General features: G+C 54.1%; 24 protein-coding genes and 1 other annotated feature. Of the genes, 13 read left to right on the forward strand and 11 right to left on the reverse strand.

From position 1 onward, the window contains the following. Window positions 1–30: 30 nt before the first annotated feature. Genes CHU32_RS00520 through CHU32_RS00530 form a run of 3 tightly spaced genes read left to right on the forward strand, consistent with a single transcriptional unit; the run spans window position 31 to window position 4,294 of the window. Window positions 31–1,473, forward strand: a complete 1,443-nt coding sequence (locus CHU32_RS00520; RefSeq protein WP_103674139.1) for a glycoside hydrolase family 1 protein — start codon at window positions 31–33, stop codon at window positions 1,471–1,473. Continuing rightward, window positions 1,470–2,366 carry a DMT family transporter gene (locus CHU32_RS00525; protein ID WP_103674140.1) on the forward strand — a complete coding sequence of 299 codons (897 nt, stop codon included), beginning with the start codon at window positions 1,470–1,472 and terminating at the stop codon, window positions 2,364–2,366. Before CHU32_RS00520 ends, CHU32_RS00525 begins: the two co-directional genes overlap by 4 nt. Next, window positions 2,366–4,294 (forward strand): BglG family transcription antiterminator, encoded by a 1,929-nt coding sequence (locus tag CHU32_RS00530; protein ID WP_103674141.1) that lies wholly within the window; start codon window positions 2,366–2,368, stop codon window positions 4,292–4,294. Before CHU32_RS00525 ends, CHU32_RS00530 begins: the two co-directional genes overlap by 1 nt. A 57-nt stretch (window positions 4,295–4,351) precedes the next feature. Here the strand turns inward: CHU32_RS00530 and CHU32_RS00535 are convergent, their stop codons facing one another. The 4 genes from CHU32_RS00535 to dacD all read right to left on the reverse strand — a co-directional run bounded on the left by CHU32_RS00535 (window position 4,352) and on the right by dacD (window position 7,756). Continuing rightward, on the reverse strand, window positions 4,352–4,693 hold the full coding sequence (locus CHU32_RS00535; protein ID WP_103674142.1) for a DUF496 family protein: 342 nt from the start codon (window positions 4,691–4,693) through the stop codon (window positions 4,352–4,354). 163 nt (window positions 4,694–4,856) lie between these two features. Further along, window positions 4,857–5,915: an FUSC family protein gene (locus CHU32_RS00540; RefSeq protein WP_103674143.1), complete on the reverse strand. Its 1,059-nt coding sequence runs from the start codon at window positions 5,913–5,915 to the stop codon at window positions 4,857–4,859. A gap of 102 nt (window positions 5,916–6,017) precedes the next feature. Beyond that, on the reverse strand, window positions 6,018–6,485 hold the full coding sequence (sbmC, locus tag CHU32_RS00545; protein ID WP_103674144.1) for a DNA gyrase inhibitor SbmC: 468 nt from the start codon (window positions 6,483–6,485) through the stop codon (window positions 6,018–6,020). A 98-nt stretch (window positions 6,486–6,583) separates the two neighbouring features. Then, window positions 6,584–7,756 carry a serine-type D-Ala-D-Ala carboxypeptidase DacD gene (gene dacD, locus CHU32_RS00550; RefSeq protein ID WP_103674145.1) on the reverse strand — a complete coding sequence of 391 codons (1,173 nt, stop codon included), beginning with the start codon at window positions 7,754–7,756 and terminating at the stop codon, window positions 6,584–6,586. 183 nt (window positions 7,757–7,939) lie between these two features. Here dacD and sbcB point away from each other — a divergent pair, with 183 nt between their 5' ends. Beyond that, on the forward strand, window positions 7,940–9,364 hold the full coding sequence (gene sbcB / locus CHU32_RS00555) for an exodeoxyribonuclease I (protein WP_103674146.1): 1,425 nt from the start codon (window positions 7,940–7,942) through the stop codon (window positions 9,362–9,364). Between the two features lie 23 nt (window positions 9,365–9,387). Here sbcB and tsuB read toward each other — a convergent pair whose 3' ends face one another. The 5 genes from tsuB to CHU32_RS00580 form a co-directional block, all read right to left on the reverse strand. Then, window positions 9,388–9,615 (reverse strand): thiosulfate utilization sulfurtransferase TsuB/YeeD, encoded by a 228-nt coding sequence (tsuB, locus tag CHU32_RS00560; protein ID WP_103674147.1) that lies wholly within the window; start codon window positions 9,613–9,615, stop codon window positions 9,388–9,390. 18 nt (window positions 9,616–9,633) lie between these two features. Further along, entirely contained in the window at window positions 9,634–10,689 is a 1,056-nt protein-coding gene (gene tsuA, locus CHU32_RS00565; protein ID WP_103750755.1) for a thiosulfate utilization transporter TsuA/YeeE, read from the reverse strand. A 243-nt stretch (window positions 10,690–10,932) separates the two neighbouring features. Beyond that, window positions 10,933–12,291, reverse strand: a complete 1,359-nt coding sequence (locus CHU32_RS00570) for an APC family permease (RefSeq protein ID WP_176691595.1) — start codon at window positions 12,289–12,291, stop codon at window positions 10,933–10,935. Further along, a complete protein-coding gene (gene yoeI, locus CHU32_RS28870) occupies window positions 12,281–12,343 on the reverse strand; it encodes a membrane protein YoeI (protein ID WP_103674467.1) in 63 nt (20 codons plus the stop codon). Before yoeI ends, CHU32_RS00570 begins: the two co-directional genes overlap by 11 nt. 284 nt (window positions 12,344–12,627) lie before the next feature. Beyond that, window positions 12,628–13,452 (reverse strand): SDR family oxidoreductase, encoded by an 825-nt coding sequence (locus CHU32_RS00580; protein WP_103674150.1) that lies wholly within the window; start codon window positions 13,450–13,452, stop codon window positions 12,628–12,630. Window positions 13,453–13,624: 172 nt separating this feature from the next. Here CHU32_RS00580 and hisL point away from each other — a divergent pair, with 172 nt between their 5' ends. Together hisL and hisG are read left to right on the forward strand one after the other, a co-directional pair. Further along, a complete protein-coding gene (hisL, locus tag CHU32_RS00585) occupies window positions 13,625–13,675 on the forward strand; it encodes a his operon leader peptide (protein ID WP_101706263.1) in 51 nt (16 codons plus the stop codon). Beyond that, window positions 13,651–13,774 (forward strand) — a sequence feature (His leader region). Its footprint overlaps the gene before it by 25 nt. Window positions 13,775–13,809: 35 nt before the next feature. Further along, on the forward strand, window positions 13,810–14,709 hold the full coding sequence (hisG, locus tag CHU32_RS00590) for an ATP phosphoribosyltransferase (RefSeq protein ID WP_103674151.1): 900 nt from the start codon (window positions 13,810–13,812) through the stop codon (window positions 14,707–14,709). A gap of 43 nt (window positions 14,710–14,752) precedes the next feature. Here the strand turns inward: hisG and CHU32_RS28185 are convergent, their stop codons facing one another. Next, a complete protein-coding gene (locus CHU32_RS28185) occupies window positions 14,753–14,992 on the reverse strand; it encodes a hypothetical protein (protein ID WP_176691596.1) in 240 nt (79 codons plus the stop codon). 196 nt (window positions 14,993–15,188) lie between these two features. On the opposite strand from CHU32_RS28185, the gene hisD reads away from it, so the two are divergent. Genes hisD through hisIE form a run of 7 tightly spaced genes read left to right on the forward strand, consistent with a single transcriptional unit; the run spans window position 15,189 to window position 21,308 of the window. Then, entirely contained in the window at window positions 15,189–16,496 is a 1,308-nt protein-coding gene (gene hisD / locus CHU32_RS00600) for a histidinol dehydrogenase (protein WP_103750756.1), read from the forward strand. Then, a complete protein-coding gene (gene hisC / locus CHU32_RS00605) occupies window positions 16,493–17,554 on the forward strand; it encodes a histidinol-phosphate transaminase (protein WP_103674153.1) in 1,062 nt (353 codons plus the stop codon). Before hisD ends, hisC begins: the two co-directional genes overlap by 4 nt. Next, window positions 17,551–18,618 carry a bifunctional histidinol-phosphatase/imidazoleglycerol-phosphate dehydratase HisB gene (gene hisB / locus CHU32_RS00610; protein WP_103674154.1) on the forward strand — a complete coding sequence of 356 codons (1,068 nt, stop codon included), beginning with the start codon at window positions 17,551–17,553 and terminating at the stop codon, window positions 18,616–18,618. Before hisC ends, hisB begins: the two co-directional genes overlap by 4 nt. After that, window positions 18,618–19,208 carry an imidazole glycerol phosphate synthase subunit HisH gene (gene hisH, locus CHU32_RS00615; RefSeq protein WP_103674155.1) on the forward strand — a complete coding sequence of 197 codons (591 nt, stop codon included), beginning with the start codon at window positions 18,618–18,620 and terminating at the stop codon, window positions 19,206–19,208. Before hisB ends, hisH begins: the two co-directional genes overlap by 1 nt. Continuing rightward, window positions 19,208–19,945 carry a 1-(5-phosphoribosyl)-5-[(5-phosphoribosylamino)methylideneamino]imidazole-4-carboxamide isomerase gene (gene hisA, locus CHU32_RS00620; protein WP_103674156.1) on the forward strand — a complete coding sequence of 246 codons (738 nt, stop codon included), beginning with the start codon at window positions 19,208–19,210 and terminating at the stop codon, window positions 19,943–19,945. The genes hisH and hisA overlap by 1 nt, the downstream gene beginning before the upstream one ends. Next, window positions 19,927–20,703: an imidazole glycerol phosphate synthase subunit HisF gene (gene hisF, locus CHU32_RS00625; RefSeq protein ID WP_103674157.1), complete on the forward strand. Its 777-nt coding sequence runs from the start codon at window positions 19,927–19,929 to the stop codon at window positions 20,701–20,703. Before hisA ends, hisF begins: the two co-directional genes overlap by 19 nt. Further along, complete coding sequence (gene hisIE / locus CHU32_RS00630; protein ID WP_103674158.1) at window positions 20,697–21,308, forward strand: bifunctional phosphoribosyl-AMP cyclohydrolase/phosphoribosyl-ATP diphosphatase HisIE; 612 nt, start codon at window positions 20,697–20,699, stop codon at window positions 21,306–21,308. The genes hisF and hisIE overlap by 7 nt, the downstream gene beginning before the upstream one ends. Before the next feature lie 42 nt (window positions 21,309–21,350). Here hisIE and CHU32_RS00635 read toward each other — a convergent pair whose 3' ends face one another. Continuing rightward, complete coding sequence (locus CHU32_RS00635) at window positions 21,351–22,454, reverse strand: hypothetical protein (protein WP_133159215.1); 1,104 nt, start codon at window positions 22,452–22,454, stop codon at window positions 21,351–21,353. Between the last annotated feature and the right edge of the window lie 103 nt (window positions 22,455–22,557).

Here is a 22,557-nt window from a genome sequence, read left to right on the forward strand (position 1 = left end):
GCGGGCCACTGAACAAAAGGAGTCACTATTTTGACCAGTAAACGTATTCCTGATGGTTTTCCCGATCGTTTTTTATGGGGCGGCGCGGTGGCTGCTAATCAATGTGAAGGCGCATGGCAGGAGGATGGAAAAGGCTGGTGCGTGGCGGATATTAACCTGTTCCGCAACGATGTCGCGCTGGATAAAAAATACAACGAAGAAATCACCACCAGGGATATTCTGAGCGCGATGCAGGATACCCAGGGCGTATATCCTAAACGCAATGCCATCGACTTTTATCATACCTATAAACAAGATCTGAAGTTATTAGCTGACACCGGGATGAATTCGTTTCGTACCTCAATTAACTGGTCGCGCATTTACCCGAATGGCGACGAGCAGGAGCCGAATGAAGCAGGTTTGCGTTTTTATGACAACCTGATCGATGAAATCATTGCCAACGGCATGGAGCCGGTGATCACCCTCTCCCACTACGAAATGCCGCTGCATTTGACTACCGCATACAGCGGCTGGTATTCGCGCGAGCTTGTTGATTTCTTTGTCCGCTATTGTGAAACCGTATTTACCCGCTATCAGCATAAAGTGAAATACTGGATCATCGTTAATCAGATCAACCTGATAATTCATGAATCCTTTAACCACCTCGGCATTGCGGAAGATAAAGTGACCAATCTGGACGAGGCAAAATATCAGGGCGTACACAATGAGATGGTGGCGTGTGCAAAAGCGACGGCCATTGCACGGCGGATTAACCCGGAATTTCGCATCGGCATGATGTTCGCCGACGGTATTAGTTACCCTGCCACCTGCAAGCCCGAAGATGTATTGGCTACCGTGCGTCGTAACCAGATGGAATATTTTTATGGTGACGTTCTGTTACGCGGGCGCTATCCGGGGTATGCCTTCCGCTATTTCGCCGAGCATAATATTCAGGTGCAGTTCTTCCCTGGGGATGAAGAGGCACTGCGTAATACTGCCGACTTTATGGCAATTTCATACTATTACACCCGTATTAGCGACGCAGAGAGCGTGTTGAAACACAAAACGTCGTACGCCAATCCGCATATTCAGGCCAGCGACTGGGGATGGGGAATCGATCCCATCGGGCTGCGTACTAAGCTAAATCTGTACTGGGATCGCTATCAGGTGCCGATTATGATCGCCGAAAACGGCATCGGGGCGTTCGACAAAAAAGAGGAAAATGGTGAGGTTCGGGATGATTATCGTATTGATTATTTACGCTCACATCTGGCACAAGTGAAGGAAGCCATTCGTGACGGCGTGGATATGATTGGCTACTTCCCATGGGGCCCTATCGATATCGTGAGCTGTTCATCGTCGGAAATGAGCAAACGTTACGGCTTTATCTACGTCGATCTGGATGACTACGGTCAGGGAAGCGGCGCGCGCAGCCTTAAGAAAAGCTACGGCTGGTATCAGCGGGTGATCGCCAGCCATGGCGAAGAGCTTTGAGGCTGGCAAATAACCCCGCTCTACTGGCCATCAGCGCCGGGATATGCTGGGGAACCTCAGGGCTGGTGATGCGCTTTCTCGGCGCGTACGGCTTTGAGGCGGTTGAGATCGCAACATTGCGCCTGCTGATCGCAGCAGGCGTAGTCAGCACACTGGCTCTGCGTCACGCGAAGGGAATGCGTATTCCCGTGCGGCAACTTCCGTGGCTGGCGATGATGGGGGCAGGCTGTCTGTTTCTGTATTCGCTCTGCTATGTCCGCGCGGTAGAGGAGATATCGCTGTCGCTCACTGCGGTGTTGATCTATACCTCTCCGGCAATGGTAATGCTCCTGTCAGCAGCGTTCTTTCAGGAGCCATTGACACGGCCAAAGCTGCTGGCCCTGACGTTGACCTTTTGCGGCTGTAGTCTGGCAGCGGGCCTTTTTCCTGCCACGCTGCACTACTCGTGGCGGGGCATTGGTTTTGCCCTGCTGGCCGCGTTACTGTATGCGCTGTATGCCGTGCTGGCGAAACAACGGGCGCAGCAATGTGATGCCCTGACCATCACCGCCTGGAGTATGGTATTTGGTGCCGTCGCCGCGCTGTTGATAGTTGATATACCTCACGGCCTGAGCCTGGTACGTGCTTCGCCTGGCTCACTGATTTGGATCGTTATCATTGGCCTTTTGAATACGGCGCTGCCTTATCTGCTTTATACCCGGGCGGTGAGCCTGGGTGAGGCCAGTCAGGCAGCGATGATGGCCTCTGTTGAACCGATAGTTGCGACGCTATTGGGTATGGCTGTGTTTCATGAAGTCCCCGGCATCTGGGCCTGGCTGGGTATATTCCTGGTTATCAGTGGGTTACGGATTTCAGTAGCGCATTCCGCCAGAGTCAGCAAAAAGGAAGGATAATGCAAAGTAAGCATCTGAAATTGCTGCGGCTATTTCTCGACAGCACTGACGCGCTTACCGCGCAGGTTCTGGCGACCAATATGGCCGTCAGCGATCGCAGCGTGAAGAACTATATCGCCGAGATTAATAATCGAGAGCCCGGGCTTATTCTCTCTTCCCATCGCGGCTATGTCGTGGATAAAGCACGCGCCATGCGCGTGCTCACAAGCCACGTGCATAAAATGCCTCAGACACCAGAAGAGCGGGTTAACTATCTGCTGACACAGCTGCTTAACAGTCGCCAGCCAGCAAACCAGTTACCCGATCTTTATGGCCTGAGCGACATCCTGTGTGTCAGCTATGAAACGGTAAAAAAAGATTTATTGCTGGTCAGAAAAAAACTGAAGGATTTTAATCTCTACCTGACGGTAACCAACGATTGTCTGCATATTGAAGGGCTGGAGCGCGATAAACGACGCATGTTTTCCAGCCTGCTGTATGCGGAATTCAGCGCCAATATTCTCAGCCTGGCAGAAATTGGACGGATTTTCCCGCAGTACGACATCGATCATCTGGTGTCGATTCTCGTGGAATCCTGCAAAGCCTGGCATTATTTTATTAACGAATATGCCTTGTTAAGCCTGGTGCTGGATGTGGTGATCAGCATTGACCGTATTCGTAATGACCACACTTATCACCCAGGCGCAGCTACCTCCTCTTGCGGCGAAAGAAAATATGACGAGCATGAAACGACGCTGGCGCGCAAAGTCATTTATGATATCGAGCAACATTTTGCGGTGGTTTATAACGAGCTTGAAGCCGAAGCATTAACTGTTGTTCTGCTGAGCAGTTTGATCAGAATCGACATGGATGAAATCCACGCCGGCAATATCGAGGCGCTGGCGGGTAAAAAGTGTATGGAGCTGGTCGCCATTCTGCGCAAAGAGATGCAGCGCTATGATTTTATTGACGGCGACAGCACACAGTTTCTCATTCGCTTCACCATCCATATCAAAAACTTACTTGTGCGCCTGCAACATGGCCATGTTACGCGAAATCCGCTGACCGAACATATCAAAACGTCCTGCCCGTTGATTTTTGAATGTGCAGTAGCCATTTCCGAGAAAATCCGCCAGGCGACCGGCTTTACGGTTGATGAGCATGAAATCGCTTATATTGCCCTGCATATCGGCAGCATTCTCGGCAACCAGATTGCTGAGCAGAATAAAGTGAGCTGCGTGCTGCTGGTGCCGCATTACCACAATCATACCAACCGGCTGATTTCACAAATCGACAGTTTGTTTGGTCAGCAACTGATCATTCGTGCCATTGTTACCTCTTACGAAGAGTTCGCCAATCTGCCCGCGCCCGATTTCCTTATTTCTACCCTGCGCATCCCGCAAACGATGATGGAATGGGTTTATATCAATCCGTTTCTCACCGACCGCGATATTTCCGCGCTGCAATATAAGATGGAGCGGATCAGACAAAAAAAGAAACGCGCCAGACTGCTGGAGAATTTGCAGCTTATCTCTAATGAAAACCTGTTCTTCTATAACCCGTCGCTGGTCGATGAGAATGACGCCATCCCCTTTATGGCGGACGCGCTGCACCGCCACGGTTATGTTGATGCTGCGTTTGTCGAGGATGTTTTTGAGCGTGAGCACAGCTATTCCACTACGTTTGGCAATATCGCTGTGCCCCATTCGATGAAAATGAACGCCACCAAAACCGGGCTGTGCGTGGTGATTAGCGAAAAACCGTTTCCGTGGGGCAATAATATGGTCAACGTGGTGCTGCTGTTTTCCATTAATCAGGCAGAACGGGCTCTGTTCTACGACATCTTTGATAATCTGATCGTGCTGCTGCTGGAGCCACCGAATCTGAAAAAAGCCAGCGAGTGCCGGACCTGGGAAGCGTTTGTTTCAACAATGATTGACTGTTTTTGAGTCAGAGCAGGCGCAAATGACAATGGCGGTAAGCGCAATGCTCACCGCCCGCCCCGCTTACTCAGCTTTAGGCTCAGCCTCGTGCACTTTCAGCTCGCCCATCACCTTAAGCTTTTTAGAAATCTCACGGCGCTCTTTGGAGATTTCCGCATTTTTGATGATGTAGTCATCAACGCGATCTTCATAGTCGCTTTTCATATTGGCGATGATGCCCTGAATCGCCTCTACGCTCATCCCCGGCTTGATATAGTCGCTGAGGTTATCAAGCAGCAGGACGCGCTTCTGGTTATCACGGATCTTTTTCTCAACGTCCTGGATTTCACGCTGCAGTTTGTTTTTACGACGGAACAGGCGAACAAACTCCAGAACATCCTGAAATGAAGGTTTGGTGGTTTCCATTGCTATACCTCTGATAATTGAGATTCGGATTCGTTAACGCGACAGCCATAGGGTAAACAGTACTGAGAGCTATCGCTGAAGACAATCATTTTTAGTCTGCTCATCATAACGCTAAATGCTGCTGAATCGAAACACCTGGCACAAAACCGCCGCCGTTTGCAGCTTATTTGCGCAGCGCCCGGCAGATCAAATGCGACAGCAGCTCAAGCTGGCGGGCCAGCTCCATACTCAGCCATACATAGCCGTGCATCGGTGTCTCAGCCAGATCGTCACCCTCGTATTCTTTAATGAGCTGACGCAGCTCGGCGACGATTTCATTAAGCTTTTCACTGTTTGCCAGAATGGGCTGTGGATTTCCTTCATACAACGCATGCGCGATGGTCAGCAGCGTTTGCTGCGTCATCTGCTGGGTTTCACGCAGCGTATGCGCGTTGAGCATGATGAAGTGGCTGGCCCGCGACGCCCAGAAGGCATTGATTTGCAGTTCCAGAATACACACCAGATTGCGGTTAATGGTCTGAATGGCTTCGAAAATCGACTTCTGGATATGAGTTTCTTTGCTGGCCGGGGTGATTAATCCACGCATTTTCACCACGTCGTTAAGCACCTTCTGCTGATGCTTTTCAATACGCGGACGCTCCACCAGGTTGGGCGAGAATCCTGCCTGATACAGACGGTTAAACGTAGTGACATAGTTCGCCATTTGAATGCGCCAGTGCAAAAACGCCCGCTGCGGCCAGATGCCAGTGAACAGCATCGCCAGCAGGGAACCGAAGATCACGTCACCGCTTCGCCACAGCGCGGTATGCATATCGCCCGCAGGCGACCCTACGACTACCGCGAGGGTAATGCCGATAAGCAGCGCCTGATAAGGCCGTTTGCCGAGGGTCAGCCAGGCGCACAAAAACATCGCCGCCGCGCACCAGACCAGCATCACAGGCAGCGAGTAACGCTCAAGCTGGAGCGCCACCAGCCCCAGTGCCGAACCGAGGATAGTGCCGCCAATACGCTCGAAGGCACGCGGCACCACGTTTCCCCAGAACGAAATCGGCCCCATGATCACCACCAGGGTAATCAGCGGCCACGTTCCTTCCGGGATATCAAACAGTCTGACCAGCAAAAAAGTCAGAATAAACGCCAGCGCGACACGCACCCCGTGCACTATCCGGTAGTGACGGTACAGACGGATCTCAAATGGACTTAAGGACTTATCAGCGCGCAAACCCGCTCTCCGGCAACACGTTCAAAAACGTGATTGTAGCGTTTTTTGCTGGCCGTCCGCATCCTATGCGTGCGAATTCACCTGCGATTACTGCGGACACTTTCAGGCACTGGCGAGCGGAATATACATATCAATATCCCAGTAGCCGTCCGCTTTGCCGTCGTTATGATAAATTTCAATGCAGGGGCGCGGCGCAATCTGGCGGCTACCGTCCTGGAGTAAACGGTCAAAAAATTCCCGCCACGGGGTTTCAAAATCGTCATTTTCGACCCGCACACTGGCGATGGCATACTCCCCGCTTTCAATTTCAGTCAGGATGATACCGGCGCTGTTATCAGGCACGGTGAAATCATCATCCACCCGCACAACCGTTGCACAGCGTAATTTCTCAGCCGGGGTGTTGTCCGGGTTGTCATAGTAAACGGCCAGCCACTCCAGCGGCTGAACGTGGAGGCTATCGACCCACAGCGTTAGCTGTTCAAAGCCCTGTTTCACGGTTTTGTCCCACGGGCCAACGAGGTGAAAACCAGCCACTTTACGCGTATCAACCTGTTCAATGTGATAATCCATGCTCTCTCCCGATGAATGACCAGAATGAAATTTATAGGATCAGTATGTCTGCTGAAGTGAGGAGATGCAAAAAGCGCCCCCGACGGGAGCGCCTGCGATCAGGATTTATGGTGCAGATAATCACTCATACGGGAGAATAAGCCGCCTTTACCGACGCTTTCCAGGGTCGTCAGCGGTATATGCGCCACCACCTTGTCGCGATCATAAAGCTGAATTTCACCAATTTGTTGATGTGCGGCAATCGGCGCATCCAGCTCTTTGCCATTCAACACATAGCGCGCTTTAATATGCGGAATTTCGGTTTTCGGTAGCGCCATCCAGAAATCGCGATCCGGTCCCACGGCAACATGTTCTTTATCGCCGTACCAAATGCGCTCATTACCAATAGATTTACCGTCCGTCAGGATCTGCACGGTGGCAAAATTCTGCTGGCCCCAGACCAGCAGTTTACGCGCCTCATCTTCACGCCCTTTTGAACTGGCCGCGCCCATAATGACCGCTATCAGCCGCTGATTCCCCTCTACCGCAGAGGCGATGAGGTTAAACCCGGCTCCCGAGGTATGCCCGGTTTTCAGACCGTCGATTTTCAGCGTTTTATCCCATAGCAGACCGTTACGGTTTTGCTGAGTAATGCCGTTCCACGTCAGGCTTTTCTCACTGTACATGTGATAGAACTCCGGCTCGCCATGAATAATGGCGCGCGACAGCACCGCCAGGTCGTAAGCCGAACTGTGCTGACCTGGCGCATCCAGGCCGTGCACGGTTTCAAAATGGGTATCGCGCAGATTGAGCTTCTGCACATAGCTGTTCATCATTGCGACAAACTGCGGCTGCCCGCCGGCGACATAATCTGCCAGCGCCACGCAGGCATCGTTACCGGAATCGACAATCAATCCCCGACTCAGGTCGTGAACCGTCAGGCGATCGCCTGGCTTGAGAAACATCAGCGACGAACCGTCAAATACCGGGTTGCCCTTTGCCCATGCATCTTTACCGACTGTTACCACATCATCTGCGCTGATACGATGGCTATCAATGGCGCGGTCAATGACATAACCGGTCATCAGTTTGGTCAGGCTGGCGGGGTTGCGCTGCTGATGTTCGTTCCCGGCGGTCAGTACCTGACCGGTGGTGTAATCCATAAGTACCCACGCGCCCGCCTGAACGGCAGGAGGCTGGGGCGAGACGGCAAACGTATCGGCAGCCAGCGCGGAAGAAATACCCGAAGCGAGTAAAGAAACAGCAATAAACAAACGGCGTTTCAACAGCATATCCTCATTTTATCATTCGGCGTTCTTTTTACGGGAGATTGGCAAAGCGTGCCCGGCTAAAGTGCAAGAAAATATGACATTCGCTATGGACAGAAACCTGGCGCAGGCGGTTACGATGACCGGCTAAATGGTTTACCATACCTGCGTACCTCTCTCGCAGCCCATCACGGATTAACCAAACTCATGCAAGATACGCCGCATCAGCCAGGATTTTTGTTCCACGATTACGAGACCTTCGGCACCAGCCCGGCGCTGGACCGACCGGCGCAGTTCGCCGCCCTGCGTACCGATGCTGATTTTACAGTGACTGGCGAACCTGAGGTGTTTTACTGCAAGCCTGCCGATGATTACCTCCCACAGCCGGAAGCCGTGATGATCACCGGCATCACACCGCAGGAGGCACTGGCAAAAGGCGATAACGAAGCCACGTTTGCGCGGCGTATTCACGAGCTATTTACCGTGCCGAAGACCTGCGTAGTGGGCTATAACAATGTGCGCTTTGATGACGAGGTCACGCGCAACATTTTCTATCGCAACTTTTATGACCCCTACGCCTGGAGCTGGCAGCACGATAATTCGCGCTGGGACCTGCTGGATGCGATGCGCGCCTGCTACGCCCTGCGTCCGGAGGGGATTACCTGGCCGGAGAATGACGATGGTCTGCCGAGCTTTCGTCTTGAGCATCTGACCCGCGCCAACGGCATTGAGCACAGTAATGCCCATGATGCGATGGCCGATGTCCACGCCACCATTGCAATGGCGAAGCTGCTGAAAACCCGACAGCCGCGCCTGTTTGATTACCTGTATACGTATCGCGGTAAAAATAAGCTGATGACACTTATCGACGTGCCGCAAATGAAACCACTGGTACATGTCTCCGGGATGTTTGGCGCATGGCGCGGCAATACCAGTTGGGTCGCGCCGCTGGCGTGGCACCCGGAAAACCGTAACGCGGTGATTATGGTGGATCTGGCGGAAGATGTGTCGGTGCTGCTGGATCTGGATGCCGATGCCCTGCGCGAACGGCTTTATACCGCCAAAGCCGATCTGGGCGATGCCTTGCCAGTGCCAGTGAAGCTGGTACACCTTAATAAATGTCCGGTGCTGGCCCAGGCCAATACGCTGCGGGCAGAAGATGCCGACCGGCTGGGGATCAATCGTCAGCGCTGTCTGGATAACCTGAAAATCCTGCGTGAGAACCCGCAGGTGCGCGAGAAAGTGGTGGCGATTTTTGCTGACGCCGAACCGTTTGTACCCTCGGATAATGTAGATACCCAGCTTTATAACGGCTTTTTCAGCGATGCCGATCGCGCGGCGATGAAAATCGTGCTGGAAACCGACCCGCGCAACCTGCCTGCGCTGGATATTACCTTTGCCGATAAGCGTATTGAACGGCTGCTGTTCAACTATCGGGCGCGCAATTTCCCCGGTACGCTGGATGAGGCAGAGCAACAGCGCTGGCTGCAGCATCGTCGAAATGTCTTTACGCCTGAGTTTCTACAGACCTACGCGCAGGAGCTGGAAGCATTGTGGGGGCAGTACGAAGGAAACAGTGAGAAGCAGGCGCTGCTGAAAGCCCTCTATCAGTATGCGCAGGAGACGGTGTAAGCCGCCTCCTGCCTCACTCAACCTCAGGCTTTTTTGACGGTAATGGACCACGCCGCATCGCCGACCTGCTGATAGTCGGTGATGCTGTGCCCTTCTTCTGCGGCCCACTGCGGGATTGCCTCTGTCGCCTGCGTGCAGTCGAAGTCGATCACCAGTTCATCACCGCTGTGCATTTCTGCCAGTGCGGCTTTCGCTTCAATCAGCGGGAACGGGCAAACCTGAGTGACAACGTCCAGTTTTTTAATAGCCATAAATACACCAGTCAATCATTACGCTGCCGCAGCGGCAAGCTTCGCTTTACGTTGCGGACGAACATACAGGAACCAGGACGCGGTCCAGACGCCAAGGATCATAAATATCAGGCCAATCCAGCCCTGCCAGGTGAGCATGGCGGTCATGACCAGCCCGTTGCCAATTGAGCAGCCACCCGCCATGCTGGCACCCACTCCCATTAACACGCCGCCGGACGCGCTGCGCAGCGTGGTGCCCACGTCAGCAGCACGCACGCGAAACTCGCGGCTGGCCTTCGCGGCGATGAACGATCCGAGGAAAATCCCCAGCACCAGGAATACCCCCCAGTTAAGGAATTTACTGTCGCCCGCCACCAGGAACTGCAAAATATTGGCCGTCGGCGAAGTGATGCCGAGGCCGAACATGCGCCCGGCCGCTTCGCTGCGCGGCCACGCCAGTAGCGCAATCAGCCCGATCAGGGTCGCGGTGAAGAACGGATGCCAGCGTTTTTCAAACAGCAGGTGCGCCAGTCCCGTGCGGCGCGGCGGCAGGGTCGCTACGTTCAGCTTTGGTTTACGCAGCTCTTTTACTACCAGCCACGCGGTAATCACCAGCAGGAGCGCAATCAACGGCCAGACGGAGATGTTCAGCGTTTCAGCAATCGAGTTATGCGCGGTGCTCTGGCTTTTGAGGAACTGGTTCAGCCCGGCGGCATGCGCAGAGCGCATCACCGCACTCATCAGCATATAGGTGAACAGCGCAATCCAGCTGCCGATGAGCCCTTCGCCCGCGCGATACCAGGTCCCGGTGGCGCAGCCGCCCGCGTAGACGATACCGAGGCCGAAAATAAACCCGCCGATCACCGTGCCGAGCCACGGGAATGCGCCCGCGTCATAGTGCAGAACGCCCATCTGAATAAGAGCAAAAACGCCTACGCTCTGAACAGAGATGGCAATCAGCAGGGCATAAAACATGCGGTTGTTTTTGGCAATATACATGTCGCGAAAGCCGCCGGTCAGGCAAAAACGACCGCGCTGCATCACAAATCCTAATAGCGCGCCGCAAACCAGGCCGCTTAAAATCATCTGTAGCATAAGGGGTGAGTTATCCGGAAGATATCAGTCGGTAAATTATTCCTGACCTGTCCGGTGCAAACCAATAACCAAAGCCTCTAAACCATAACCATGAGTTATAAGACATAAAAAAACCGGAGAACGAGATCTCCGGTTTCGGGGAATTGTGCCGCCTTGCCCGGCTGCGCTGCTTGCACGGGCCTACGGTCATGGCGTCCGTTGGCCGGGTCAGGCAAAGCCGTCACCCGGCACTACGCCTAATGATCAGGCAACATCTTCGTACTGCGGTACGGGGCTGCGGAACACACGCGTAACGCAGGCCAGGTAAACCAGACCCACTGCGCCCCAAATCAGGCCAAGGATCATCGAGCTTTCTTCAAGGTTGACCCACAGTGCGCCCACGGTCAGCGCGCCACAGACCGGCAGAACCAGATAGTTAACGTGGTCTTTCAGCGTTTTATTACGCTTTTCACGTATCCAGAACTGGGAAATCACCGACAGGTTAACGAAGGTAAAAGCGACCAGCGCACCAAAGTTAATCAGCGCGGTAGCCGTCACCAGGTCGAATTTAATCGCCAGCAGGGCAATGGCCCCCACCAGCAGCACGTTCCATGCCGGGGTACGCCATTTCGGGTGCACATAGCCAAAGAAACGGCTCGGGAACACGCCGTCACGACCCATCACGTACATCAGACGAGACACGCCCGCGTGCGCCGCCATCCCGGAAGCCAGTACGGTGACGCTGGAGAAAATCAGCACGCCCCACTGGAAGGTTTTCCCTGCCACGTACAGCATGATTTCAGGCTGCGACGCATCCGGATCTTTAAAGCGCGAGATGTCCGGGAAATAGAGTTGCAGGAAGTATGACGCAACGATAAACACCAGCCCGCCAATCAGCGCGGTAAGGAAAATCGCTTTCGGGATCACGCGCTCGGCGTCTTTGGTCTCTTCTGAGAGCGAAGAAATACCGTCAAAGCCCAGGAACGAGAAGCACAGAATGGTCGCCCCGGTGATCATCGGCACCACGTGCGCGCCTTCAGACCAGAACGGACGGGTGCTGGTCAGGGTACCCGCGCCTTCGCCGTGATCAACGCCATAAATGATAAGCCCGACAATCACCGCCACGATGCCCATTTGCAGGATCACAATCAGGGTATTGAAGTTAGCAACGGTTTTGATGCTGCGCAGGTTAGAGATGGTCATAAAGGCCACCAGCGCGACAACGAAAATCCACGACGGCACGGAGGGCACCAGCGCTTCAAAATAGATTTTTGCCAGCAGAATGTTGATCATCGGCATGAACAGATAGTCCAGCAGCGACGACCAGCCGACCATAAAGCCTACGACCGGGCTAATGGATTTCTGGGCATAAGTATAGGCAGAGCCAGCGGACGGGAAACGACGAACTAGTTTACCGTAGCTCAGCGCCGTAAAGAGGATCGCCACCAGCGCGAAGGCATACGCCGTCGCCACATGACCATCCGTCAAACCAGAGACAATGCCGAACGTATCGAACAGCGTCATCGGCTGCATATAGGCAAGACCCATCATAACAACCGGAATCAGCGTAAGCGTTTTACGCAATTCCACGCGAGAGGTGTTTGGAGTAACGTTATGCGACATGGTCATTCCCCTTTTCGGCGAATGCCGTCGCGTAAACAAAAAATTGCCCCATTTTCAGGATTCCTCAGCGACAACAACTGTCGGTTTTTAGTAAATATCTATCCGGAACGAAGCCCGGCCTCTTGGTATTGAATGAGTGTCTTTATGCAAAAAAATAACCGACGCGTTTAACGTCGGTTAGTTTCATTTTTTGCAGGCGGCGTATTTTGCCCCAACTTAAGGCGCGATGACAAGAGAATGTGAGGCAGATCATCCATTAACGTTAATTAACTGGCTGATTTTTAAGCCCTCACTACATTATTAGAAGTATTAATAGCACTATTTGCTAAAAACACTCTATTCCATCGGCATGATCAGCGGATCGGGGAACTGATAGTCAAAGCCCAGCTCGTGGCAAATGCGGCTTCCATCAATCAGTTTTCCTTTATTCTCCTCAGGCCCCGGGGTAAACACTGGCGGCTCCAGTCCCAGTTCACGGGCCATTTGCGGATAAAACACCGCACGGGACGGGTGCTGCGGCGCGCAGATATTATATATATGCCCGCCTTTAGGTGTCTGGAGCAGTAAGGTAATGGCGGCGACCACGTCTTCCAGATGCACAAGGTTTACGCCCTGCTGCCCGTCTGGCGCGGTTTTCCCGGCAAAGAAACGTCCTGGATGCCGCCCCGGCCCCACTAACCCGGCAAGACGAAGGATATCAACCGAGGTACCCGGCAGATGATGCAGCCAGTCCTCCAGCTCTTTCAGCACCCGCCCGCTGGCGGTGACGGGTTCGCGCGGTGCATTTTCCTTCATTAATCCCTGGGCGTTACCGTAGACTGATGTGGAGCTGGTAAAAATAATGCGCTTCACCTGATATGCCAGCGCGCTGTCAACGATCTCCTGTACCGCCTGGAAATAAAAATCTTCCCCCGGTCCACTGCGCCGTGCTGGCAGCGTGATCACCAGCGCGTCAACGTTCATTAACGCTTCCAGATCGTCAGTCTCGCAGACCAGTTCCGGCTCCAGACGCAGCAGATAACTGTCGATCCCGCACATCCGCGCGGCCTCAACCCCATCGGGCGTGGTTTTACTGCCAGCGATCTGCCATCCTCGCACCGTGAGTGAAAGCGCCAGCGGCATCCCCAGCCATCCTAAACCGACAATTGCGATCTTTTTCACGGCTTCTCTCCTTAACGTAAGCGGTTTTTATAAGGCTACGCCACCCTGACGGAACTGACAATTCAGCGGATGAATATGAAATGCGTTAAAGTTGAAAAAAAGGGCTTGCCATTCTCAGGTGAAGTAGTTTAGGTTTAAAGCAACACATGAATAAGCATTCATCGGAATTACTATGATCAGCGTTCAATTTAAACACCACCATCATCACCATCATCCTGACTAGTCTTTCAGGCGATGTGTGCTGGAAGACATTCAGATCTTCCAGTGGTGCATGAACGCAAGAAAAAGCCCCCGGAAGATCGCCTTCCGGGGGCTTTTTTTTGGACAGAATTCAGACAGGATAATGAGGACCACAGAATGTTAGATAACACCCGTTTACGCATAGCTATTCAGAAGTCAGGCCGTCTCAGCGATGATTCACGCGAATTACTGGCCCGCAGCGGCATTAAAATTAACCTGCACACTCAGCGTCTGATTGCGCTGGCGGAAAATATGCCCATCGATATTCTGCGCGTGCGTGATGACGATATTCCGGGGCTGGTGATGGATGGCGTGGTGGACCTCGGTATTATCGGTGAGAACGTTCTGGAAGAAGAGCTACTGACCCGCCGCGCGCAGGGCGAAGATCCGCGTTACTTTACCCTGCGACGCCTGGATTTTGGCGGCTGCCGCCTGTCGCTAGCGACCCCGGCCGATGAAGCCTGGGACGGCCCGGCGATGCTGAACGGCAAACGTATTGCGACCTCGTATCCGCACCTGCTGAAGCGTTATCTCGACCAGAAAGGCATCGCCTTTAAATCCTGTCTGCTGAACGGCTCGGTTGAAGTGGCTCCCCGCGCTGGTCTGGCGGATGCGATTTGCGATCTGGTCTCAACCGGCGCGACGCTTGAAGCAAACGGCCTGCGTGAAGTCGAGGTGATTTACCGCTCGAAAGCCTGTTTGATCCAGCGCGACGGCGAGATGGACGACAGCAAACAACAGTTGATTGACAAACTGCTGACCCGAATTCAGGGCGTGATCCAGGCGCGTGAATCGAAATACATCATGATGCATGCGCCAACCGAGCGTCTGGAAGAAGTGGTCGCCCTGCTACCCGGTGCGGAACGTCCGACCATTCTGCCGCTGGCGGGCGATCAGCAGCGCGTGGCGATGCACATGGTGAGTAGCGAAACCCTGTTCTGGGAGACGATGGAAAAACTGAAGGCGCTGGGGGCTGGTTCGATTCTGGTGCTGCCGATTGAGAAGATGATGGAATAAGCGGCGTCGGCAAACCTGCCCGGTGGCGCTGCGCTTACCGGGCCTACAACAGGCAGGCAAAACGGTAGTCCATACAAACCGGCAAACAGCCGCAAAGTCGGATATCCATCCACAGGCCGGATAAGCGCAGCGTCACCCGGCAGGCAGGCGCAAAGACGGATATCCATCCACAGGCCGGGTAAGCAAAGCGCCACCCGGCAAACAGCCGCATAGTCGGATATCCATCCGTAGGCCGGGTAAGCGTAGCGCCACCCGGCAGGCAGGCGCAAAGACGTATATCCATCCACAGGCCGGGTAAGCGTAGCGCCACCCGGCAGGCAGGCGCAAAAACGGATATTCATCCGTAGGCCGGGTAAGCGCAGCGCCACCCGGCAGGCAGCCGCAAAGTCGGATATCCATCCGTAGGCCGGGTAAGCGTAGCGCCACCCGGCAGGCAGGCGCAAAGACTGGCGTTCAGCACAAACAGACAGGGTAATCATATGAGCTTTAACACCATCATCGACTGGAACAGCAGTACCCCGCAGCAGCAGCGTGAACTGCTGATGCGCCCGGCGATTTCCGCCTCCGACAGCATTACCCGCACGGTAGTGGAAATCCTCGACAACGTTAAAACCCGGGGCGACGCCGCGCTACGCGAGTACAGCGCCAGATTCGATAAAACCGACGTCAACGCGCTGAAAGTGACCGCGCAGGACATCGCCGACGCCAGCGCGCGTCTGGGTGATGACATCAAACAGGCGATGGCGGTAGCGGTGAAGAACATCACCACCTTCCACAATGCACAGATCCTGCCGCCCGTGGATGTCGAAACGCAGCCCGGCGTGCGCTGTCAGCAGGTCACTCGCCCGGTAGATTCCGTGGGCCTGTACATTCCCGGCGGTTCAGCGCCGCTGTTCTCTACCGTGCTGATGCTGGCGACCCCGGCACGCATCGCGGGATGTCATAACGTCATACTGTGCTCGCCGCCGCCGATCGCCGACGAAATTCTCTATGCCGCTCAACTGTGCGGTGTCCAGAACATCTTCAACGTGGGCGGCGCGCAGGCCATCGCGGCGCTGGCGTTCGGCACCGAATCCGTGCCCAAAGTGGATAAAATTTTTGGTCCCGGTAACGCGTTTGTCACCGAGGCCAAACGCCAGGTCAGTCAGCGTCTGGACGGCGCGGCCATCGATATGCCTGCCGGCCCCTCTGAGGTGCTGGTGATTGCCGACAGCGGCGCAACCCCGGATTTCGTCGCCTCCGACCTGCTTTCACAGGCCGAACACGGCCCGGACTCACAGGTGATCCTGCTGACGCCGGACGCCGACATGGCGAGTCGCGTGGCGCAGGCCGTTGAACGTCAGCTTACCACCCTGCCACGTGCAGACACTGCGCGTCAGGCACTCTCCGCCAGCCGCCTGATCGTGGCACAGGATTTAGCCCAGTGCGTCGCCATCTCCAACCAGTACGGCCCGGAGCACCTGATTATTCAGACCCGCAACGCCCGCGATCTGGTCGACAGCATCACCAGTGCGGGATCGGTTTTCCTTGGCGACTGGTCGCCGGAATCCGCCGGTGATTACGCCTCCGGCACCAACCACGTATTACCGACTTACGGTTATACCCGCACCTGCTCAAGCCTCGGGCTGGCTGATTTTCAGAAGCGGATGACCGTCCAGGAGCTGTCGCGCGAAGGCTTTGCGGCGCTGGCGTCGACCATTGAAACGCTGGCGGCGGCTGAAAGGCTGACCGCGCATAAAAACGCCGTCACGTTGCGCATGAACGCGCTGAAGGAGCAAGAAGCATGAGCATTGAAGAATTAGCCCGCGCTAACGTCCGTGAACTGGTTCCTTATCAGTCCGCCCGCCGCCTTGGCGGTAAAGGGGACGTCTGGCTGAACGCCAATGAATATCCGCAAGCGGTGGAGTTCCAGTTGACCGCGCAGACGTTAAACCGTTACCCGGAATGTCAGCCGAAAGCGGTGATTGAAAACTACGCGCGTTATGCTAGCGTCACACCACAACAGGTGCTGGTCAGCCGCGGGGCGGATGAAGGCATTGAACTGCTGATCCGCGCGTTTTGCGAACCGGGTCAGGACGCGGTGCTGTTCTGCCCACCGACCTATGGCATGTACAGCGTCAGCGCCGAGACCATCGGCGTGGAATATCGCACTGTTCCGGCACTGGAAGACTGGCAACTGGATCTCCAGGGCATCGCCGACACGCTGGACGGCGTGAAAGTGATTTACGTGTGTAGCCCCAACAACCCGACCGGACAAATTATTAATCCACAGGATCTGCGCGTGCTGCTGGAGATGACGCGCGGCAAGGCAATTGTCGTCGCCGACGAAGCCTATATTGAGTTTTGCCCGCAGGCTTCGCTGGTTGGCTGGCTGAGCGAATATCCGCACCTGGTTATTTTGCGCACCCTGTCGAAAGCCTTTGCGCTGGCCGGGCTGCGCTGCGGCTTTACGCTGGCGAATGAAGAGGTGATTAACCTGCTGATGAAAGTGATCGCCCCCTACCCGCTTTCTACGCCGGTGGCGGATATCGCAGCCCAGGCGCTCAGCACGCCGGGTATCCTCGCCATGCGCGAGCGCGTACAGCAAATCCTTGATGAGCGTCAGCGCCTGGTTGAGGCGCTGCAAAATATCCCCTGTGTGGAGCAGGTATTCCCGTCAGAAACCAACTATATTCTGGTGAGGATCACCGCATCGAGTGCGGTATTTAAATCTTTGTGGGATCAGGGCATTATCTTACGGGATCAGAATAAACAACCCTCTTTAAGCGGCTGCCTGCGTATTACGGTCGGCACCCGGGAAGAGTCTCAGCGCGTCATTGACGCCTTAAGTGCGGAGAAGGTATGACACAGAAGTATCTGTTTATCGATCGCGATGGAACGCTGATTGCCGAGCCACCCAGCGATTTTCAGGTCGATCGTTTCGACAAACTGGCCTTCGAGCCAGAGGCAATCCCGGCGCTGTTAACACTCCAGAAAGCCGGATTTAAGCTGGTGATGATCACCAATCAGGACGGGCTGGGAACTGACAGCCTGCCGCAGGCCGACTTTGACGGCCCGCATAATCTGATGATGCAGATTTTCTCTTCGCAGGGCGTTCAGTTTGAAGAGGTGCTGATTTGTCCGCACCTGCCTGCCGATAACTGTGACTGCCGCAAGCCGAAAACCCGGCTGGTGGAAGCCTGGCTGGCGGATGGCGTGATGGATAAGGCGCAAAGTTATGTGATTGGCGATCGCGCGACCGACATTCAGCTGGCGGATAACATGGGCATTACCGGGCTGCTTTATAACCGCGACACCCTGAACTGGCCGGCGATTAGCGAACAGCTCACCCGCCGCGACCGCTATGCGCACGTTGAACGCAACACCAAAGAGACGCAGATCGACGTTAAAGTCTGGCTGGACCGCGAAGGCGGCAGCAAAATGAACACGGGCGTCGGCTTTTTCGACCATATGCTCGATCAAATCGCCACCCACGGCGGCTTTCGCATGGAAGTGCAGGTGAAAGGTGATTTATACATCGACGATCACCATACCGTCGAAGATACCGGTCTGGCGCTCGGCGAAGCGCTGAAACTGGCGCTCGGCGACAAGCGCGGCATTAACCGCTTTGGTTTTGTTTTGCCAATGGATGAATGCCTGGCCCGCTGCGCGCTGGATATTTCCGGTCGTCCACATCTGGAGTATCGCGCCGAGTTTACCTATCAGCGCGTGGGTGATTTAAGCACTGAGATGGTCGAGCACTTCTTCCGCTCACTCTCCTATACCATGGGCGTGACCCTGCACCTGAAAACCAAGGGCAAAAACGATCACCATCGTGTCGAGAGCCTGTTTAAAGCCTTTGGCCGAACACTGCGTCAGGCGATCCGCGTTGAAGGCGATACTCTTCCCTCCTCTAAAGGGGTGCTGTAATGAACGTCGCGATTCTGGATACCGGCTGTGCCAACCTGAATTCGGTTAAGTCCGCGATACTGCGCCACGGCTATGAGCCGGTGGTCAGCCGCGATCCGGATGTGGTGCTTCGTGCCGACAAACTGTTCCTGCCGGGCGTCGGCACCGCGCAGGCGGCGATGGATCAAATCCGCGAGCGTGAGCTGTACGACCTGATCAGAACCTGTACCCAGCCGGTGCTGGGGATTTGCCTGGGTATGCAGTTGCTCGGCAGCCGCAGCGAAGAGAATAACGGCGTCGAACTGCTGAATATCATCGATCAGGACGTGCCGAAGATGACCGATTTCGGTCTGCCGCTGCCGCACATGGGCTGGAACCAGATTTATCCGCAGGCGGGCAATCGTTTATTTCGCGGCATTGAAGACGGGGAATGGTTCTATTTCGTACACAGCTACGCCATGCCGGTGAATACCTGGACTATAGCCCAGTGCCACTACGGTGAGCCGTTTACTGCCGCCATTCAAAAAGATAACTTCTACGGCGTGCAATTTCATCCGGAGCGCTCCGGTGCGGCGGGTGCGCAACTGCTGAAAAATTTCCTGGAGATGTGATGATCATTCCGGCTTTGGATTTAATTGACGGCACGGTTGTGCGACTACATCAGGGCGACTACGCGCAGCAGCGTGATTACGGTAGCGACCCGCTGCCCCGGCTACAGGATTATGCCACGCAAGGTGCTGAGGTCCTGCATCTGGTGGATTTGACCGGGGCGAAAGATCCGTCGATGCGCCAGATTTCGCTGTTCAAAACGCTGGTCGCGGGCGTCACTGTCCCGGTGCAGGTCGGCGGCGGCGTGCGAAGCGAAGAAGACGTGGCAGCGCTACTGGCGGCGGGCGTCGCCCGCGTAGTGGTTGGCTCCACGGCAGTCAAATCGCCGGAGATCGTCAAAGGCTGGTTTGAACGCTTTGGCGCGGACGCGCTGGTGCTGGCGCTGGATGTTCGTATTAATGAGCAGGGTAACAAACAGGTGGCGGTGAGCGGCTGGCAGGAAGATTCCGGCGTCTCCCTTGAAGCGCTGGTGGAAACCTATCTGCCGATGGGGTTAAAACACGTCTTGTGTACTGATATCTCCCGCGACGGTACGCTGGCAGGCTCCAACGTCTCGCTGTATGAGGAAATTTGCAGCCGCTATCCGCAGGTGGCATTTCAGTCCTCCGGCGGCATTGGCGATCTTAACGATATTGCCGCATTACGCGGCACCGGCGTGCGCGGCGTGATTGTCGGACGCGCGCTGCTGGAAGATAAATTTACCGTGAAGGAGGCCATCAAATGCTGGCAAAACGGATAATCCCCTGTCTTGACGTGCGCGATGGTCAGGTGGTGAAAGGCGTACAGTTTCGCAACCATGAGATCATTGGCGATATCGTGCCGCTGGCCCAGCGCTATGCGGCAGAAGGCGCGGATGAACTGGTTTTCTATGACATTACCGCCTCCAGCGACGGGCGCGTGGTCGATAAAAGCTGGGTCTCCCGAGTCGCAGAAGTGATTGATATCCCCTTTTGCGTGGCGGGCGGGATTAAATCCCCCGAAGACGCGGCGCAGATCCTCTCCTTCGGCGCGGATAAGATTTCCATTAACTCCCCTGCCCTGGCCGACCCGGAATTGATTACCCGGCTGGCGGATCGCTTTGGCGTGCAGTGTATTGTGGTTGGCATTGATACCTGGCGTGATGAAAAAACCGGCAAGTACCATGTGAATCAGTATACCGGCGACGAAAGCCGCACCCGCATGACCCAGTGGGAGACCCTCGACTGGGTGCAGGAAGTGCAAACGCGCGGCGCGGGCGAAATCGTGCTGAACATGATGAATCAGGACGGCGTACGTAACGGTTACGATCTTGAACAGCTGAAGAAGGTGCGTGACGTCTGCCGCGTGCCACTGATCGCCTCCGGCGGCGCGGGTACGATGGAACACTTCCATGAAGCCTTCCGTGATGCCGACGTCGATGGCGCGCTGGCCGCGTCCGTCTTCCACAAACAGATCATTAATATTGGTGAATTAAAAGCGTTTCTGGTGACACAGGGCGTGGAGATACGAGTATGTTAACTGAGGAACAACGCGCAGCGCTGGACTGGGAAAAAACCGACGGGCTGCTGCCGGTGGTGGTACAGCACGCGGTGTCCGGCGAGGTGTTAATGCTGGGCTATATGAACCAGGATGCACTGGCAAAGACCGAAGAAAGCGGCAAGGTCACCTTTTACTCCCGCACAAAGCAGCGCTTATGGACCAAGGGCGAAACCTCCGGTCATTTTTTAAAGGTGGTGAGCATTACGCCGGATTGCGATAACGACACCCTGCTGGCGCTGGTGAACCCCATCGGGCCGACCTGCCATAAAGGCACCTCCAGCTGCTTCGGCAAGGCCAGCCATCAATGGCTGTTTCTGTATCAGCTTGAGCAGTTGCTGGCCGAGAGAAAGACCGCCGATCCTGTGAGTTCCTATACGGCAAAACTGTACGCCAGCGGGACTAAGCGTATTGCGCAGAAGGTGGGAGAAGAAGGCGTGGAAACCGCGCTGGCTGCCACGGTGCATGACCGCTTTGAGCTGACTAACGAGGCGTCGGATTTGATGTATCACCTGCTGGTGCTGCTGCAGGATCAGGAGCTGGATTTGACGGCGGTGATTGAGAATTTGCGGGGAAGGCATCAGTAAAAAATACAGCGGTCAACATAACGTATGTTGACCGCCAGTGTTTTACCGATTCATTTGCGTATAAAAGTAACGTTTACGATAAAACAGATCGATATGCTTTCTTAGACTACCGGTTTTATCAAACTCAATGCCATTGGTTTTGATAAACATCAGCAGATAAAAAATGATAACGACGCTCGTTTCTGCCCTTGCCATGATCGCCTCTGTAAATCCATAACAGATCAGCGAAAAGACCAGCACGATAAAGTACTTATTAGGGTTATTGAGGATGGCCTGGTAAAGCATCCAGGTAAAAGGAATGATAAAAAATAAGCCGAGCGCACTCATTAGTATCAGATAGGAGTTATCGAGAGCATAATCCGGAAGCGCCGATCCAAATACATAATTGTAGGAATTAAGCGAGCTAAGATAATCATAAAAATAACTTAATCTTCCACTCAACATATAATCTAAATCGCCACCATGGTAATCCCACGGCAAAAACAAGGATATCGCCAGTAAAGTGACAGGCACCAGGGGCAAGTAGAAAACCACCAAATAGCGAAACAAGCCAATAGAAATGGCGACGTAAAAAATTAATGAAACAATCATCGCATAACCCGGCGTACGGGAATCTGCCAGGAAAGGTACACAGATGAAGAATACCAGAAGTATATTAGTAAACCAGCGAATAACGGAAGGTATTCTACCAGAAAGATATCCTTTACAGGCAAACAGAGTCATAAAGCAGGAATAAGCAATCATCCCCGGATAGTTTGCCGACCAGAAGCCCATATTATTTCTATAGCGTCCAGTCTCAGGGATATAGACGATATCGGGATGGATGATGCCTTTGATGACTAACGCGGTGAAAAGCAGCGAAAACATTAATGTTGAATAATAAACAACTTCAATACTTTTAACCGCGCCTTTACGCCTTAACAGATAAATAAACCATAGTGTAAAAATCAGGTTGATACAGGATTGGTTAAAGTTAAAGAGGAAAAAAACGGCAAGTACCACGCTACCGACGATCAGATTTAACTCTATATCAAGGTTTTTGATATAATAAATAACTATAATTATACCAATAGTGGCTCTTAATAACATTCCTGTTCGGTCGTCTATCACTTCCAGACCACTAATCAACAGCGAATTTGTTTGCATTAAAAACAATAAGAGTGCTGTCATATTATACGAAAATAGTTAATGTCATTAGAATATTTACCGGCATAAGATACGTCGTTAAAACTGTATCTGCCAGAAAACA

It is taken from the genome of Superficieibacter electus, from assembly GCF_002915575.1.
In the GTDB taxonomy this organism is placed as follows: Bacteria; Pseudomonadota; Gammaproteobacteria; order Enterobacterales; family Enterobacteriaceae; genus Superficieibacter; species Superficieibacter electus.